We start from the raw sequence: 17414 nt of genomic DNA, 5'->3' as shown, positions 1-17414 counted from the left end.
CTCATGAAATACGGTATTCTGATGTGACAAAACCTGAATCCTGGTCGTTAAAGTGTTTGTTTGCACTCATATTTTAACTGTTAGGACTCAGGTTTTTTTATTTAAAGCAAACTATGGGACAGCAGTGATGCGCTCCATCCCTTTAGCTAGACGTCAATCTGAGTCTGATTCATATCTTGCCCATTTCAATCTAGACAATATCCACGATATGCACTTTAGCTTTTACGATTTACCAATGATTTGATTCAGTGTCTGTAGATATTGCTCTGCGTCACGGCGTGCATTGAATTTCTTTTCAAATACACCCGTGCTTTGCACACTGTTGGGTGTGTATTCTACCGAAACAACAAAGGTATCATGCAAATCTCTATTAATTCGAATTGCAATAATATGATGTGAGTTTAAATAAAAACCTTCATCAACCTTAACTAACATGACCCGCCTCAAAATCTTGCACAATGAAATAGATAAAAAAATCTAAACATTCATAAACTTGGATGCCTTACCGCATACAGTCATTCATATGTTAGACCTATTTTATTGTAGCGCCATTATGTGATTTATATTGCAATTATTATGTAATTTAAATAAATGCTCAGAGAAAATTTTTGAGTTTCAGCCATCTAAACATGATTGATTTTCAATTCTAGCTAAAGATTGGATAAAAAGACTGGATATAAAAAAAGCCTGCTGCCATAGCCATGGCAACAGGCTCATTTCAGTACGACTGATTTAACTCAAATCAATCGTATAGAGAGGTTGAATGATTAAACACTTAACATGCTATTTAAGGTTTCTGATACATTCTTCGATTTCACGACAGGTTTAAGCGCTTCAAGTTCGGCTTTGACTTCACTACGCTGCGGCTCTGCCAACGTGTACCAACGGGACAAAATTTGCAGTAACCGTGAACCGACAATTGGATTTTTCTCATCGAGGAATTTTGCTAATTCAACAATATGCTGCACACCAAAGCTCCAAGTGTTGACAGGATTGCTATTTAAGCCACCAGTAACCGCACGAATACGGTTCGGTACTTTCAAGTCATAGTCAGGATGAGCAGTCAGTGCCTTAATGGTTTCCGCAGTTGCTTTCGGATGTGCCGCTTGCAGCATAAACCATTGGTCCATCGACAAAGCTTCATTCTTAAAGCGTGTGTAGAAGGCTTCTAAAGCTTGCTGCGCTTGCGGTGCATCATTCCAAACCAATACTTTTAAAGCACCAAGACGTTCAGACATATTGCCTGTAGAGCTGAATTGCTCATAAGCCAATTCAAATACAGATGCATCGCCTTGACGTGCCATCATGCTCAACATGATGTTTTTCAATGCACGAACACCCATGGCTTGTGAAAACTCTTTCTGCGCATCTGGGTCTAAAGTTGCATAAGTCTCTTTAAAGAAAGCACCTAACTCACGTGCCACACGGCTTAACAGTGCTTCACGTTGTTCTTGCACTTGGGCAGGACTGTAGTCGGTATCAATACGGCTACCTAAATAACCCTCTGTCGGTACATCGAATAAACGTGAAGCAAGTAGTGGATCACGCTCAACCAATGCTGGTAATGTATTTTGAATAGCTTGAACATAGATGTCGGCATCATGGCCATTTAACAAAATACGTTCTAACAAGGTTTGGCTGGCTTGCCATTGGTTAAAACCATTCGGCTCGTACTGCATCAGGAATGCAAGCTCTTCATCTGAATAGTTAAATTCAAGATTAACAGGTGCAGAGAAATTACGCAGTAAAGACACAACAGGCTGGGTTTTTACACCGCTAAATGTAATGGTTGCAGTATCGGTATCAAATAAATACACGCCATCTTTGATGCCATTTTCAACCAATGCATCTGAGCTGAGAACTAACTGTTCACCACTCGTCGCATCAAACAATGCCAAAGCCACAGGAATAGGCACTGCTTTTAAATTTGGATATTTTGGATGCGCTTTTAAGCTTTGTTTCAAGCTTAAAGTATAGGTTTGATTTGCAGCATCGTACTCACCTTTTGCTTCAAGTTTTGGTGTACCCGGTTGGTTATACCAAATCAAGAAACTCGATAAATCTACACCTGAACCCGCTGTCAGTGCTGCTACCCAATCTTCAACTGTCACAGCTTGACCATCATGGCGTTTGAAATATTCGTCAGTACCTGCACGGAATTTTTCTTTGCCCAACAATGTCGCCATCATGCGGTTAATTTCCGCACCTTTTTCGTACACTGTTGCGGTATAGAAGTTATTAATTTCAACAAAATGATCTGGACGCGGTGGATGTGAAAGCGGGCCTGAATCTTCTGGGAACTGATGTGCTTTTAATACTGCAACATCATCGATTCGTTGTACCGCAGCAGATTGTAAATCTTCTGAGAACGACTGATCACGGAATACCGTCAAACCTTCTTTTAAACAAAGTTGGAACCAATCACGACAGGTAATACGATTACCTGTCCAGTTATGGAAGTATTCATGTGCAATCACCGATTGAACGCGCATGATCGCAGCATCAGTCGTATATTCTTCATCAGCAAGCACACAAGAGGTGTTGAAAATATTCAAACCTTTGTTTTCCATTGCACCCATATTAAATGCACTGGTTGCCACGATCATATAATTGTCTAAATCATAAGGACGACCATAATGTTCTTCGTCCCAACGCATCGAGTGCTTTAAAGCTTCCATCGCAATATGACATTTTGGAATGTCTTTTTCTTCTGCATAGATTTCTAAAGCAACATTACGACCTTCAGACGTCACGTAAGAGTCTTTAAGTACCGCCAAATCACCAATCACACAAGCAAAAAGATACGATGGTTTTTTGGTTGGATCTTGCCAAACGGTATAATGACGACCTTCACCGGTTTCACCCGCTTCAATCAAATTACCATTGGCAAGTAATACAGGGAATTTTTTATCCGCTTCGACACGTGTGGTAAATACCGATAGCACATCAGGACGGTCAGGATAATAGGTAATTTTACGGAAGCCTTCAGGCTCGTTTTGAGTGACGAATAGATCGCCTGCCGCTTGGTATAAGCCTTCGAGTTGAGTATTACTTTCAGGATGAATCACGACTTCGGTTTCAATGACAGCTTGGTCAGGTGCATTTGATATCACCAGTTGTTCTGCATCTACAACATAGGCATCTGCTGGCAAGACTTGACCATTTAAGCGAATTGATTTGAGTTCCAAATCACGACCCAATAACACCAAATCCCCTGCCGTTTGACGCTGCATCACTAATTTTGCATTTACATTGGTATGGTCATCAAAGACTTGAATATCTAGATCGATACTATCTACGACAAATGATGGTTTTTGATAATCTTTTAAATAAACAGTTTGGTCTGCTTCGACCACTGGATTTGCCGCAATGTTCATATCTCGTCCTATTCCTTAGTTATTGCTTCATCAGCTTTTTGAACACATTGTGAATGACTTGATCATACGACAAGATGCATAAGCTGTCTTCGCATTTACAATGATTTATATATGGGCTCAGCGCATGTTGTTTTCAATCATCTTTATTGAATAATTTAAAGGCTGGCACATATTTTCGCCATGTTTAAGCAAAATAAATGCCTGAGTTGAGCACAGCTACTGCAATATGGAAATTATTTATCTACATCAAATAAATAAAGCGCCTATATACTAGAAAGAGAAAGTACAGGTGCTTAATCCATCTGTACGTTCAAATTATTGCGCTCAAACTTTCCTGCTTAAGACTTAGAGGATTATTGATTTGCGAAAATTAAATCGAGTGCACTGTCGTAGTCTGCTGCAAAGTAAAATTGAAATGCCGTGACTTTTGAGGTGAGGAATTGCTGAATTTCTTCCGTCGCACCCGCCACATAAATTTTAGATACTTGATGTTGCTGAGCCAGGCCCAATAACTCGATCGTCTTTTCCAGTGTTTGATCATGCCCAATAATCAGCGCACCAACCGTACCCTGTGGCTGCTTATATAATTGCATACGGGTGATATTGCTGTTTTTAAGTGCGTCTGACATATGTATTCCATACAAAGAAAGGATAAAAAAAGATCAAAACCTTTAGAAATCCAGCTGAATCATACTATGTATCAATTTCAGTAGATTCCGCTTTGTTTCAGTCCTGCAAGTTAAGATCATTAGAATTATAAGCTCAATATATACAAATATACTTTTAAAATCCAATCGCTTAGGTGATTCCTTCCAAAAAGCACCTTAACTCTCGAATCATATCAATATTCTGATTTAGATTTGATTGCATACTTCTGTTTAAACGATGCACCAAGATGTTTCTTTTTCAACAGTTTAAGCATTTTGAGAATTCATTAGACATAGCATACGCATCAATATTATTTTGTTACTTTTAAATTAATAATTTATTTTCAATATCTTAATAAAACAATATGCCGTTTATCTGCTTTAAAATGTCTACTCAAAACATTTGAGCATGCGTTTTGCATCTACTTAATTGCCAAAAGCAAAATCATCAGGCTAAAACAAAAAGAGGTGCATTATGTTTATTAAAGAACACATCATCCGTATTGAAAATATGAAGACTTTACAAGCGCTTGATGCTGCAAATATCGATCATCAGGTGATCGCAATGTTTATGACCTGCGAAGGGATTCCACTCAAAGCCTTTGAGGTCAGTTCATTACTTAACTCATATAGTGCATTAGGCACTAAAAAAGTCGCGTCTAAAAAAGTGCAAGCTTTAATACAAGCCAAACAACTTGGAGAGGAGGACGAATCGATCCCATGCCCAGCCGCCTATTAATAATCCATTCTGACTAAAAGCTGCATCATCACTATGCAGCTTTTTTAATTGTCGACTTCTCGCCTGAGCTGCCGCAACTCAAATTCCAAACCCGTCTTTAAACAGAGATGTGTATAATCAATTTAATCTTTCAATAAACGCTGGCAACATGTTCAATATTCTACGCAAACAAATGGATGAAAGTACGCAATGCCCGTTGTGTCGTGCATCTATGTATTGGGTAGATGCTGAAAAATTAGATGAGCAAGAATTTAATTTTTATCAGTGTAGCCACTGTCATCATCAAATATTTCCAGAACAGCAATACAACTGTCATTGTGAAAACTGTCAGGCTGCGCGAAAAAAACTACTGAAAGAAACCCGCTTACAAGAACAGCGTAAACTCAAAAATAAAGATATCGTTGAACGTGAATTAAGTGAACTGAGTTTTTTACAGAAACTCTTTTTGCTGGCTTTATTGGATAATCACGTCCAAGAACATACGGCGCATCAAGAATTTATCGACTGGGATACGATTAAATATCACAACATCAGCCCGAATTATCTCTTTCAACAGTCGCTCAAAAAGCATCTCGTACATGAGCAAATTTTGATTGTGAAAGATGATGCATTGCAAGCTGAGCAGTATTATATCAATGTCCGTCTGGATGGCTATTCGGAGCCCAGTCTTTTTAGTGTCGCGCAGCAACTTCGCCATTGGTTTTATGAAAATTTAGCCTTGGGTGTTCCGTTTAAAAGTGCTGACGAAGTGAAAGAGTGTTTGTATCTCCTACTGTTTCAAGAAATTGTGCAATTCATGCAGTTTTACTGTAAGACATGGGGCATTCAAATTGCAGGGAATAAAAGCTTTCAAGTGTTCTGTTATCGCCTACTCGACCATCTAGCGGTTGGGCAGATTTACTATATGATTCAGTCAGCACTCGAATACCTACATAAACAAAAAGCTCTGCAAGTGCGTAATGAAAATTTCATTAATACAAATCTGTTAAAAAAGACCTTACAGCAATATCGTGAACGTGGCTTACAGGAAAAATGGGAAACCTTTACTCTACCTCGTCCGCCACAACTCCCCTTTAGTAAAATGAGTGAAATTTTGCTCTTTCACTTTTTAGGACTCGATGAAAGTATCTTTGTGCAACCGATACGCCATGCTTGGAAAAAAATCGAACCTCGCTTAAATTTTTATTCCACAAAGCGCTGCATGTACTGTGGTTCACAAGAGCTCTCTGTCGATTATGATGCCGCAGATTATGTGACCCTGTTCTGCCGTAATTGTAAACATCAAGACCATTACTTCACCCGCTAAGGGAGAAACCGATGAATCAATCTGAAAATTTTGAAACGACCATGAACAGTGAATTGACTGACTTAAATAGCCCGCTTTTGCAAAGCGTCATTAATGCGTGGATTGAACTTCAATCCAAACAACCTTTGGTGCATATCATCACCAATGCAGTCGCGAGCAATTATGTGGCCAATGTCCTTTTGGCTGCGGGTGCTTCTCCTGCAATGATTGACAATCCCTTTGAAGCCGAAAGCTTTGCCTCTATTGCCAGTGCATTGAATATCAATTTAGGTACGCCAACGTCTGAACAAATGCAGGCCATGCAAATTGCTGCACAAACAGCACAAAATTTAAATAAACCTTGGGTGCTTGACCCTGTCGGTTATGGCCCCGTTTTGCCATGGCGATCTGAAATGGTTGACCAATTACTCCAATACAAACCAAGCATTATCCGTGGCAATGCATCAGAAATCAGTGGTCTTGCAGGGAATCAAGGTGAATCACGCGGTGTCGATAGCACGCTAAATAGTGCCGAGATTTATTTAAATGCCGTACCCTTATTAGAACACTGTGAATGTGTGGCAATTTCAGGCGAATCAGATTTCATCTTGTCGAAAGAAATGAATGCAGTGATACAGATTAATGGTGGATCTTACTTACAACCCAAAGTAACGGCTTCTGGCTGCGCTTTAGGTGCATTAACAGCGGCGTATTGCGCCGTGAGTGAAACACTTACTGCTGGCACGGTCGCTGCACATTTGCACTTTGCGATTGCGGGTCAAAAAGCCTATGAAATTAGCTCAAGTGTCGGCAGTTTTAATGTTGCATTTTTAGATGAAATTTATAATCTCAATGAAGATGATTTTAATCAACTTGCCAACATGCAAATTTATGCACTATGAAGCTACGATAGCTTGAGAAAAAAATAGCTTGAGTAAAAGACTCAAGCTGTTCAGGGTTTCATGCTGTTTTTTATAATTAGAACGCGTCAAAAAACTTACTGTGCCGTACTGTCACTTGCAGCATTGGCATCAAACATTTCTGAACCTTCGATCATTTCTGTTGGATTACTCAAAATCATGTCTAGGTCATAGTCCCCCGCATAGACAATATTTTTGATTTTTGAACAGTCTCCACCACTCATTTCATAATTTAATACTTTGGCTTCATCACCAATTTTAAACTCAGCGCGAACCACATTTTTATTTTCATCAAAACTCAGTTTAGGTTGAATACCCTTTTTCGAATCTTGCTGCGGATCTTGGCTATCCGTAAAAATATCAAAATCCACATTACACGCTTGTTGCGACTGCTTACAGTTAATTTCTACTTGCATACGCTCCGCTAACGATGGCTCAAAATAGGCAGCAAGTTGATCTTTACTCAAAGCATGTAATTTCAACTCTTGATCATAAATTTGTTTGACCAGTTTTTCGGGTGCAACACATTTCTGCGATTGTTCCTGTACTTTTTGCTCTGCAGGCTGACAAGCCGTTAAAAAGATTGCCGCACCGAAACCTAATAATCGATATATCGTCATTTGTCGCATAACACATCCATGTCCATCATTAAACTGCCCGCCCAACTGCCAGATTCATACTTGCTTCAAAGATGGTTGAAACATTTAATTTATAAATACACATTAAACCCATGCCATCAAAATAATCTGGCACGTGCTGCATAAAAAATTGAACATGTTCATCAGATTTTTTCCGTAGCCGCACCAACTGCTCAGGCGTCACCTTCGGTAAATCACAACGATGAACAAAAATATCCTCAGCCCGATGCTGTACATCATGCTGACGGATTTTATAACTGTTTAAAACATCCGCATACTCAGTGGGCATCGGGATACCGTGCCTTGGATAAAACTTAACAGAGCGCGAGGCAAATAATGTATATACCTTTGGTTGTGCCAATGTAGCCACAAACCACATCGGAATCGCTGGAAATCGTATCTGATGTTGCATCGCCACTTTAATCGCCGAGTTTAAGGTCAGGTTTTTTCGACGATAATCAACCAATACCCCAGCGCGTGAATTAAAAATAAAAATCGGCCGATTGTTATGCATAATTTTTAATATGCGTACAATGTTTTGCCCGATCAGTTTATCTTGCTCAAAATACTGAATAATTGGTAATGCGACAATATCGGGGTCATGCATGTATTGATAAAGTTGCTCAATTTTCGATGTCGGGAAAATACGTTGATCAAACTCCCAGAGCCGTTGAAACAACTCATGTTTTTCTTCAGTCGTGAGTTTACTAAAATCAATGATATTCTCAGTGATCGCCATACCAACACCCATTTTTTAATGGATTAACTTTGAATTTCTTCAAAGTACCTAGTTATAAATTTTTCAAAAACGATATTTAAAATGAAATAAAATTATTAATAGATCATCTATGATGATTAAAACCCCGAGTTAAATTGAATCACTATTTAACCTCATGCTTTTTTAAAACCAACCCTATCAATATTTTTTACTTTTGAACCGTTTTAGCCCTCTAAAAGCTCAAAAGATGCAGCGTTTTTTGACTGTTACATCATGTAAATATAATACGTTTTAACATCGTGAATTACAGCCCCCTTGGATAGGATTTCTTATACTTTCTAGTCATACAAAATAGACAGCTTCGAAAAGCTGTCTTTGAGTTATTTTAAAATTTAAGCATTAAGCTTGGTAATAGATATCAACCGTTTTAATGCGGTTTTCATCCATTGCCGTAACTTTAAATTGGATGCCTTTAAAATCAACTACAGTCCCGACTTCAACATTGCCGTGGGTCTGATCTAAAATAAGACCTGAAACACTGATATAACCATCATCTTCTTCGATCAAATCCAGCATTTCCAATTCAAGTTCTAACTGATACAGATCGAGCATGCCTGAAGCTTTCCAATATGCATCATCGATTTTAATCAAATCTAGTTGTTCATCAGCATCAGGGAATTCACCAGCAATCGCTTCAAACACATCGAGTGGTGAAATCAGACCTTGTACCGCACCAAACTCATCCGTAACCAATACCAAAGAGCCTTTAGAGGTACGCAAGGTATTAATCGCATCAATCACCTTCATCTTTTGGAAAATAAAGATTGGACGATGACGTTTAATCAATGCTTTTAGATCATCTTCACTGTCTAGAACATCAATAAGTTCTTTCGCGCGGACAATACTAATCACTTTATCCAAGCTACCACGACACACAGGGAATAAACTGTGCGGCACAGAAAGGACTTGCTCACGAATTTGCTCAGGTGTGTCATTTAAATCCACCCAAGAAATTTGATTACGGGGAGTCATGATCGACGCAACTGAACGCTCTGCAAGCGTCAACACCCCCCCAATCATGTAACGCTCTTCGTCTGCAAAGGTTTCTTGCGCCTGATTACCGACTTGATCAGCTTCTAAGCGCCCACCCATCAGTTTTAAAATACTGTCTGCAGTACGATGGCGTAATGGAATTTTCGCTTCGTGTTTTTGAGCATTGCGTTGACTAAACTGGTTAAAGGCTTCGATGACAATCGCAACACCAATACCTGAGTAGATATAGCCTTTCGGAATATGGAAACCAAAACCTTCTGCTATCAAACTAATACCGATCAGTAATAAGAAGCTTAAACATAGGATCACGACGGTCGGATGTCGGTTTACAAAAGCCGTTAGCGGTTTAGATGCAAGTAACATCACTGCCATTGCCACAATCATTGCTGCCATCATGACATAAATGTTGTCGACCATACCGATCGCTGTAATGACAGAGTCTAAAGAGAAAACCGCATCTAAGACAACAATTTGCGCAACTACTGCTGTAAAGCTGGCATATGCCACTTTTGTTGTCACTTGAACTTCCGGTTTACCTTCTAATTTCTCATGCAGCTCTGTGACCGCCTTATAAACTAAGAACAATCCACCGAACAATAATATGAGATCTCGACCAGAGAATGTCCAATCAAAAACGGTAATCAGGGGCTTTGTTAATGTGACCAACCAAGAGATTGCAAATAACAATCCTAATCGCATAAATAATGCGAGTGAAAGACCAAGTACGCGGGCTTTATCACGTTGTTCTGGAGGGAGTTTTTCTGCCAAAATGGCAATAAAGACTAGGTTATCAATCCCTAGTACAATTTCTAAAATAATTAATGTAAGTAAACCAACCCAGATTCCGGGATCTAACAAAAATTCCATTAGCTCTCTTCCTCATTCTGGATTGTAAGAATATCTTCAATCAGACCAACGCACGGCGACGGATCCATAAATTTAACCTGTGTAACTAGAGACCATTCCATTATGCATAATCTTGCGCATTTGTAATGTATTCAAGCATATTTTTTCGCAGCAACAATATGACAAAATGTTAAAAACGCTGAATGTATTACAAATCGAATGGGCGATATAAAATACACATCTAGATGTTAAAACCTACTTTTTGAGATCTCCTCTTCCACTTTAAAAAAAGTATGAATTCACCTGACTTTTAATTAAATGTAATTAAATACGTTGTATGAGATTGTATGACAAATCTAATGAATTATTTATTTCTACCTTTTGGTAAAAAATATTAATATTCAATTCAAATTAAAAACTTATTTATTTTCACTACACTATCTCTATAACTGACCTTAGTTTTAATTTCTTTTAAGCATTTAGACAGAATATCAATATAATCTATTTAGATAATCTAAAAATGAGATATCTTCTACTTTCTATTTTTTTATTGTGAACTCTTGCTATTACCCTCTATTTTTCAATAGAATGTTAAAACATTAAATAAAATTAAAACAAATATTCAGGGGACTCCTTTATGACAAAAAAGTATTCAAAATTTTTACCATCCACCGATGACTTTAGTTTAGAAAATTTTCCTTTCTACTGGGTTACTCAGGTTCATGCTCAATACGTTTTAAACGTCGACCATGCGTTGAAAAAATATGGTGTTGATAATTCACGTCGCCGTATCCTTCTCGCACTCAAGTCTAAGCCACATGCGAGCGTTTCGGATTTATCTGAAATGGTCGTGTCTAAAATGTCGACGACAACCAAAATTGTTTATCGCTTAAAAGATGAAGGCTTAGTAGATACCTATTCTTGTGAAGATGATGCGCGTATTACCCGCGTCGTGTTAACCGATAAAGGCACTGCAATGACGCAGAAGATTAACGATCTAACGAATGTCGTTCTCGAGCAATCTTTTGAAGGCTTAACACCGCTACAAATTGAAAAAACCATGGAAAGCTTAAAGCACATCTTCAAAAACTTAGCGCGCTAAGCATTCTGCATCACCGAAGTATTAATCGAAAAAGTTCAGTTGGGGACTGATTTTTTCGATTTTTATTTTAGGTGCATGCGCGCATTCAAATTCATCAACGGGAAAACCCTGTACAAAACTTTGGATATTGGGTGATTTCCAGCTTAACCATTCCTCTAATCGCGCATGCGGAATCACAATCACCGAGCGTTTTATATTTCCTGGCTCATGAAAGTGTTTCATCATTTCATGATCGATAGCATCCATCGTAATCATGGTTGCAGAACGTACAATCTCATCACCTTGCCGACAAATGTCATATAAGGCAGCGATATAAAACGCTTCTCCATCTTTGCGTTTAACACTCCAACGCTGCGGTTTATTGTCGATATACATAGACTCATAAAATTCAGACACTGGAATTACGCCAAACTTACATTTTGAGATCGCATTGATAAAAGACGGCTTTTGATACAAAGTTTCATTTCGGGCATTATAGGTTTTTAGTGCAATAGATTTGTCTTCGGCCCATTTAGGCACCATGCCAAAACCCACTTTTCGCCACTCTAGCCCTTGCTCAGACTTAAAGAGCAGCGGTAAATCATAATTTGGATAGACTTCCTCAGGATATTCAAAACTGATTTCAGGCAAGTTTTGCGACTTTAATTGCGCTAAGGTAATCGGTTTGAAATTGGCACACATATTTGCCATAATCCGCAAAAATTCAATCTTTATAATAAATGAAAAATCTAGACCGAAGTCGCTTTATCGTTTTAATTCTCAGTTTAAGTCTATATCCAACTGCAAAGCAGCAAAAGTTTCTGTACATACCGTTTCATTTCTACCTTTTAGTCTCGACGCGCTCTATCTCAATGAATATCCATTTAAACAAAGCCTGATCAATGAAATCGAGATCCCTGCAGGCAAATACCGCATTCAATATAAGCATTTTCGCAATCAGCAAATGATCAGTACACATCATTGGGTCACGGTCAAAAATCATCCCAATACTCAAGAACAACAATTTTCATTCGTCATCCTGCCCTATGGTGAAATGATCAATGTCTCTGACTTTAAAATTACATCTCCAGAAATGTTTCCTGAAATCCGTTTTGCAAAACATGCTCAAAATAGTTATCGCTTGATGCAAAATCAGCAAAGACAACGAGATCAATTTGGCGTGATTCTTCCTGACGCAGATGAAGCCCACACGACAGAATTAGAAGATCAATTTGACTGGTTTACAGTGAACGCAGATGAAGGCCGTGTCAGGACAGATTGTACAGGCACTTTTAAGATCAATCCTCTGGATGCGCTCCCCTATTTCACCACTGCAAATTCAGCTATTCAGTTTAATTATCAACAAGGAAAACAAAAACATAATGCATATTTAGCGTTTAGTGATAACAATCCGGTTATTCCAATCGAAGATCGAACAATTCATGAGGCAACGGATTACAAAAATGGCTTGAAGTTTGATGTGTATATTAACAATATCCAAAAAATGAAAACCGAGACTATTTCTTCTAATTATTCAATCTACAATTATAAAGTGCAGGTAAAGCTGTATATAACGACCTTGCAACGTAAGCCTATGCTGTTGATGAATCAGCAAATGTACTATCAGAATAATTGTTCAAGTCAGGATATTGGCGCTTTTCTGTATTACAAAACACGTTGGAGTCGTTTTTGGGACTATATACTTCCTGATATTTCATGGAAATAAACTAGAGAGGTCCTGCTCCTGCGCAACAGAACCTGTTGTGAAGTCTATTGCACAAGATAAAATAGACTTCATTTTGTGTATTTTAAGCGGGGAAAGTCTGCCAATGGGTGCGGGTAAATTCCTCAAATATCCACTCACCATTAAAACGGCCAAGGCCTGAATTACGTTCACCACCAAAGGGTGCATTAGAATGATCCGCCACACTGATGCCATTGATATGCGTCATGCCTATATCGAGTTTGGCAGCAAACTCTCCGCCGCGCGCTAAGTTTGACGTACATACCGCACTCGATAAACCAAATCGGGTTGAATTCGCCAATTCTAGTGCATGTGCTTCATCTCGCGCTTTTAAAATCGGCAAGATTGGCCCAAAGCTTTCTTCCAATGCAATATCAGCGTGCGCATCCACATGGGTGAAAATATGCGGTGCAACTAATTGACCTTCTATACCGCCTGCATAGGCTAAAATCGCATCTTGCTGAATGGCATTTTGAATAATGGTTTTTAATTTATCGATTTGCGACTTATTGATGATAGGGCCTATCAGAGTTTCGACATCATTCGGATCACCGACCACAATGCTTTTTACCCGTTTAATTAATTTTTCAACATAAGCATCGTGCAAGGATTCATCCACAATCACTCGATTGGTACTCATGCAGATTTGTCCTTGATGCAAAAAACGCCCCATCACGGTCAGTTCAACGGCTAAATTTAAATCTGCATCATCTAAAATGACCAAAGGCGCATTGCCGCCAAGTTCCAGCGCTAAACGCTTAATCCGTGAACTTACCAAAGCTTTCACCCCCACCTGTTGACCCACTTCAGTTGAACCTGTAAATGAAATCAATTTAGGTACAGGATGCTCTACAAAATAGTCGCCAATTTCACTGCCGCTGCCTGCAACGACATTTAACACACCATGCGGTAAACCCGCTTCTTCAAATAACTTTCCGAGCAACGTTCCACCTGTCACTGGCGTGTCACTTGCAGGCTTCAGCACCACACTATTGCCGCAAGCAATCGCAGTCACCACAGAACGCATCGATAAATGAAATGGAAAATTCCAAGGGCTAATCACTGCTATGACTCCCAAGGGTTTGCGCAGTACAAAACTCTTTCGACTCGGATCTTTACTCTCTAGCTCCACGGTGTGCATTTTTTCAGGAAAACTCAGCGATTCTTGGATAATGCCGAGCGCCGCATCAACTTCAATATTGGCTTTTAAACGTGTACTCCCAGATTCATCTATCAGCCATTGAATAATTTCTTCTCTGCGCTGCTGAATGGTTTGAGCTAATTTATTGATAACTTGCTGACGTATTTCAATGGGCTTGGTCATTTCTGATTTAAATGCTGCTTCTGCCGCACTATAAGCACTGTCTACATCCACACTGCTGGCTGCCTGCAATTCAAAAATCTGTGCTTGGCTAAAGGGATTTATATTTTTGATGTGACGCGTTGAAGTCCCTGCTCGCCATTGCCCACCAATATATTGCAAATCTAATGCGGTATAAGCTGACATCGTTTCCATCCTATTTTTATCATTCATCCCAATGTAAAGGCTTCAGCATTGAAAAGCTATGAGAAAAACAGGATAAAACTTTATAATTAATTTCTTTTACAACCTTATACTTTAAACAGGCTGATGAATCTGCCGCATCGCTTTATAGATTCGCCAATAAATATAACAGCTAATGATGACTTCAAAACTTAGATCTTTAACTGTGGTGAGTTGCTCAAGCGCAGCCTCCTCCATGTTTAGGGTCAACATGGGTAACAGCCCTTCGACAACAACAGCGATCAAGATAAAGAGGACTAAACTCTGAATCGTTACGGGCAAATACAATGCAATAAAGCGCTTTAAAAAATCTCGGCCTTGCTCGCCGCCATTGGCTTTAAATATGGCATTCACCCAGCTAATCAGCAGACCAACTTGTAAAACAAACGAAGCCCAAGCTTCTGTAGGTTTGGATTCTGGGGTTAACGTCAGTGCTAAGTAGCTAAAGAAAATCAATATTGAACTGGCAATATAGTAGTTTTTATAATGGGTTTCAGAGACTTTATTCAGTCTTATATCATCCACCAACCGATTTACATTCCATAAATACATGGATTTTCCTTTTCATTTTTTATGTCGACATTCTAACTTTCTAAAGTAATAAAAAAAGCCTCCGAAGAGGCTTTTTTTGATTTACAGATTAGTCACCTGTATAACCTTTTAATTTTAAACGGTAAGCATGAAGAAGCGGCTCTGTATAACCAGAAGGCTGCTCGCCACCTTTAAATACTAAGTCATAAGCAGCTTTGTATGCATAGCCATCAAAGCTTGGTGCCATTGGCGTGTAGAGTGGATCGTTGGCATTTTGCTCATCTACAACTTTCGCCATGCGCTTAAATACTTCTTCAACTTGCTCAGCAGTTACGATACCGTGACGTAACCAGTTCGCAACGTGTTGAGAAGAAATACGTAAAGTTGCACGGTCTTCCATCAAACCAACGTTGTTGATGTCTAGAACTTTTGAACAACCTACACCCAAATCAACCCAACGAACCACATAACCCAAGATACCTTGAAGGTTATTTTCGAGTTCTTTGGTTTTCTCTTCTTCAGACCAGTTTGTATCTGTCGCTAAAGGCGGTGTTAACAAGTCATCTAAAGATAGCGGTTGAGTATTCAACAACTCTTTTTGACGCTCAGAAACATTGCACTGATGGTAATGGATCGCGTGAATAACAGCACCAGATGGAGACGGAACCCATGCACAGCTTGCGCCAGCTTCTGGATGCTCAATCTTAGTTTTATACATATCAAGCAACATATCTGGTTTTGGCCACATGCCTTTACCGATTTGCGCTTTACCACGTAAACCTGCTTGAAGACCGATCATCACGTTACGGTTTTCATATGCAGGGAACCAGATTTGAGACTTCACTTCGCCTTTACGAACGAATGGACCTGCTTCCATGAAAGTATGGATTTCATCACCCGTACGGTCCATGAAACCTGTATTAATAAAGATCGTACGATCTTTCGCTTGCGCGATACAGTTTTTCAAGTTCACAGAAGTACGACGTTCTTCGTCCATGATACCGATTTTCAAAGTCTTCGCAGGTAGACCAAGCGCTTGTTCAGCACGCTCAAATAATTCAACTGCAAATGCAACTTCTTCTGGACCGTGCATTTTTGGCTTAACGATATACATAGAACCTTTACGAGAGTTCTTGTTTTCGTTTTCGCCTTTAATATCTGCAAACGTCAATAACGGTGTGATCAATGCATCCATGATGCCTTCGTAGATTTCAGCACCATCTACAAGGATCGCAGGGTTTGTCATCAAATGACCCACGTTACGAAGCAACATCAATGAACGACCGTGAAGCGTAGTTTCACCACCGATTAAGTTTTTGTGCGTACGATCTTTATTTAATGTACGCGTGATGATCTTACCATTTTTCTCGATTGACTCAGAAAGTGTACCTTTCATTAAGCCTAACCAGTTACGGTAGCCTTCAACTTTCTCTTCAGCATCAACTGCTGCAATTGAGTCTTCTAAGTCTTGAATTGTGGTTACTGCAGCTTCAAGAACTAAGTCTTTAACGCCCGCAGCATCAGTTGAACCAATTGGGCTCGTCGCATCAATTTCAATGATTACATGCAAACCATTGTTTAAAAGTACGATTTCAGTTGGCGCAGCTTCGTCACCATTAAAACCAACAAACTGAGCTTCTTTCGCTAAAGTTGCAGTTGAGCCATCTTTTAGGCTTACAACTAACTTTTTGCCTTCTACTGCATATTTAGTTGCATCTGCATGCGAACCATTAGCTAGCGGGAAAGTTTCATTTAAGAAGTTTTTAGCAAATTCGATAACTTTTGCGCCACGAGCTGGGTTATAACCCTTACCTTTTTCCGCGCCGCCTTCTTCAGAGATCACGTCAAAACCGTAAAGAGCATCGTAGAGTGAACCCCAACGTGCGTTCGCAGCGTTTAAGCAGTAACGTGCATTACGCACAGGTACTACCAATTGCGCACCAGCCAATAATGCGATTTCTTCGTCTACATTTTCTGTGCTGATTTGGAAATCTTCTACTTCTGGTAATAAGTAGCCAATTTCAGTAAGGAAAGCTTTGTAAGCTTCGAGTTCAAATTTGTTGTTGCGGTGCCATTCATCAATTTTAGCTTGAATGTCGTCACGCTTAGCCAATAGTGCTTTGTTCTTTGGGCTAAGATCGACAACGACTTGTTCAAAGTTTTTCCAGTAAGTTTCACTGTCTAAACCTGAACCCGGTAGTGCTTCATTTTCGATGAAATCGTAAAGTTCTTTAGCAATCGCTAACTTGCCTTTTTGAATACGTGCAGTCATTGTCTTTCCTGATATTGCTA

At 39.3% G+C, this 17414-nt stretch carries 15 protein-coding genes; 5 read left to right on the top strand and 10 right to left on the bottom strand.

What is annotated here, in order from left to right; translation table 11 throughout:
• Positions 1-222: 222 nt before the first annotated feature.
• The 3 genes from FTT94_RS10980 to FTT94_RS10970 all read right to left on the bottom strand — a co-directional run bounded on the left by FTT94_RS10980 (position 223) and on the right by FTT94_RS10970 (position 4006).
• Complete coding sequence (locus FTT94_RS10980) at positions 223-435, bottom strand: hypothetical protein (protein ID WP_180170792.1); 213 nt, start codon at positions 433-435, stop codon at positions 223-225.
• 332 nt (positions 436-767) lie between these two features.
• Positions 768-3377: an aminopeptidase N gene (gene pepN / locus FTT94_RS10975; RefSeq protein WP_180170791.1), complete on the bottom strand. Its 2610-nt coding sequence runs from the start codon at positions 3375-3377 to the stop codon at positions 768-770.
• Positions 3378-3730: 353 nt separating this feature from the next.
• Positions 3731-4006, bottom strand: coding sequence for a hypothetical protein (locus tag FTT94_RS10970; protein ID WP_078193640.1), 276 nt, complete (start codon positions 4004-4006; stop codon positions 3731-3733).
• Between the two features lie 493 nt (positions 4007-4499).
• Between FTT94_RS10970 and FTT94_RS10965 the strand changes: the two genes are divergently transcribed.
• The 3 genes from FTT94_RS10965 (at position 4500) to thiM (ending at position 6950) form a co-directional block, all read left to right on the top strand.
• Positions 4500-4763: a hypothetical protein gene (locus FTT94_RS10965; RefSeq protein ID WP_078193641.1), complete on the top strand. Its 264-nt coding sequence runs from the start codon at positions 4500-4502 to the stop codon at positions 4761-4763.
• A 148-nt stretch (positions 4764-4911) separates the two neighbouring features.
• A complete protein-coding gene (locus tag FTT94_RS10960; protein ID WP_180170790.1) occupies positions 4912-6069 on the top strand; it encodes a hypothetical protein in 1158 nt (385 codons plus the stop codon).
• A gap of 11 nt (positions 6070-6080) precedes the next feature.
• Positions 6081-6950 (top strand): hydroxyethylthiazole kinase, encoded by an 870-nt coding sequence (gene thiM, locus FTT94_RS10955; RefSeq protein ID WP_180170789.1) that lies wholly within the window; start codon positions 6081-6083, stop codon positions 6948-6950.
• Between the two features lie 95 nt (positions 6951-7045).
• Here thiM and FTT94_RS10950 read toward each other — a convergent pair whose 3' ends face one another.
• The 3 genes from FTT94_RS10950 to FTT94_RS10940 all read right to left on the bottom strand — a co-directional run bounded on the left by FTT94_RS10950 (position 7046) and on the right by FTT94_RS10940 (position 10244).
• Positions 7046-7597: a hypothetical protein gene (locus FTT94_RS10950; RefSeq protein ID WP_180170788.1), complete on the bottom strand. Its 552-nt coding sequence runs from the start codon at positions 7595-7597 to the stop codon at positions 7046-7048.
• Positions 7598-7616: 19 nt separating this feature from the next.
• Positions 7617-8345: a hypothetical protein gene (locus FTT94_RS10945; protein ID WP_180170787.1), complete on the bottom strand. Its 729-nt coding sequence runs from the start codon at positions 8343-8345 to the stop codon at positions 7617-7619.
• A 378-nt stretch (positions 8346-8723) separates the two neighbouring features.
• Positions 8724-10244 (bottom strand): transporter associated domain-containing protein, encoded by a 1521-nt coding sequence (locus tag FTT94_RS10940; RefSeq protein ID WP_180003045.1) that lies wholly within the window; start codon positions 10242-10244, stop codon positions 8724-8726.
• Positions 10245-10860: 616 nt separating this feature from the next.
• On the opposite strand from FTT94_RS10940, the gene FTT94_RS10935 reads away from it, so the two are divergent.
• The gene (locus FTT94_RS10935) at positions 10861-11325 is read left to right on the top strand and encodes a MarR family winged helix-turn-helix transcriptional regulator (RefSeq protein ID WP_180003047.1); all 465 of its coding nucleotides are present in this window, start codon (positions 10861-10863) and stop codon (positions 11323-11325) included.
• Between the two features lie 21 nt (positions 11326-11346).
• Here FTT94_RS10935 and FTT94_RS10930 read toward each other — a convergent pair whose 3' ends face one another.
• Positions 11347-12006 carry an SOS response-associated peptidase family protein gene (locus FTT94_RS10930; RefSeq protein WP_180007386.1) on the bottom strand — a complete coding sequence of 220 codons (660 nt, stop codon included), beginning with the start codon at positions 12004-12006 and terminating at the stop codon, positions 11347-11349.
• A 262-nt stretch (positions 12007-12268) separates the two neighbouring features.
• Here FTT94_RS10930 and FTT94_RS10925 point away from each other — a divergent pair, with 262 nt between their 5' ends.
• On the top strand, positions 12269-13030 hold the full coding sequence (locus FTT94_RS10925; protein WP_180170786.1) for a hypothetical protein: 762 nt from the start codon (positions 12269-12271) through the stop codon (positions 13028-13030).
• 82 nt (positions 13031-13112) lie between these two features.
• On the opposite strand, the gene FTT94_RS10920 is transcribed toward FTT94_RS10925, so the two are convergent.
• The 3 genes from FTT94_RS10920 to FTT94_RS10910 form a co-directional block, all read right to left on the bottom strand.
• On the bottom strand, positions 13113-14555 hold the full coding sequence (locus tag FTT94_RS10920; RefSeq protein ID WP_180170785.1) for an aldehyde dehydrogenase family protein: 1443 nt from the start codon (positions 14553-14555) through the stop codon (positions 13113-13115).
• 111 nt (positions 14556-14666) lie between these two features.
• Complete coding sequence (locus FTT94_RS10915; protein ID WP_111885048.1) at positions 14667-15143, bottom strand: hypothetical protein; 477 nt, start codon at positions 15141-15143, stop codon at positions 14667-14669.
• Between the two features lie 88 nt (positions 15144-15231).
• On the bottom strand, positions 15232-17394 hold the full coding sequence (locus FTT94_RS10910) for a malate synthase G (RefSeq protein ID WP_180054559.1): 2163 nt from the start codon (positions 17392-17394) through the stop codon (positions 15232-15234).
• Positions 17395-17414 lie beyond the last annotated feature (20 nt).

The sequence above is a fragment of the Acinetobacter sp. YH12027 genome, assembly GCF_013420085.1.
Taxonomy (GTDB): domain Bacteria; phylum Pseudomonadota; class Gammaproteobacteria; order Pseudomonadales; family Moraxellaceae; genus Acinetobacter; species Acinetobacter amyesii.
This window is presented reverse-complemented; position numbering and strand designations above follow the sequence as displayed.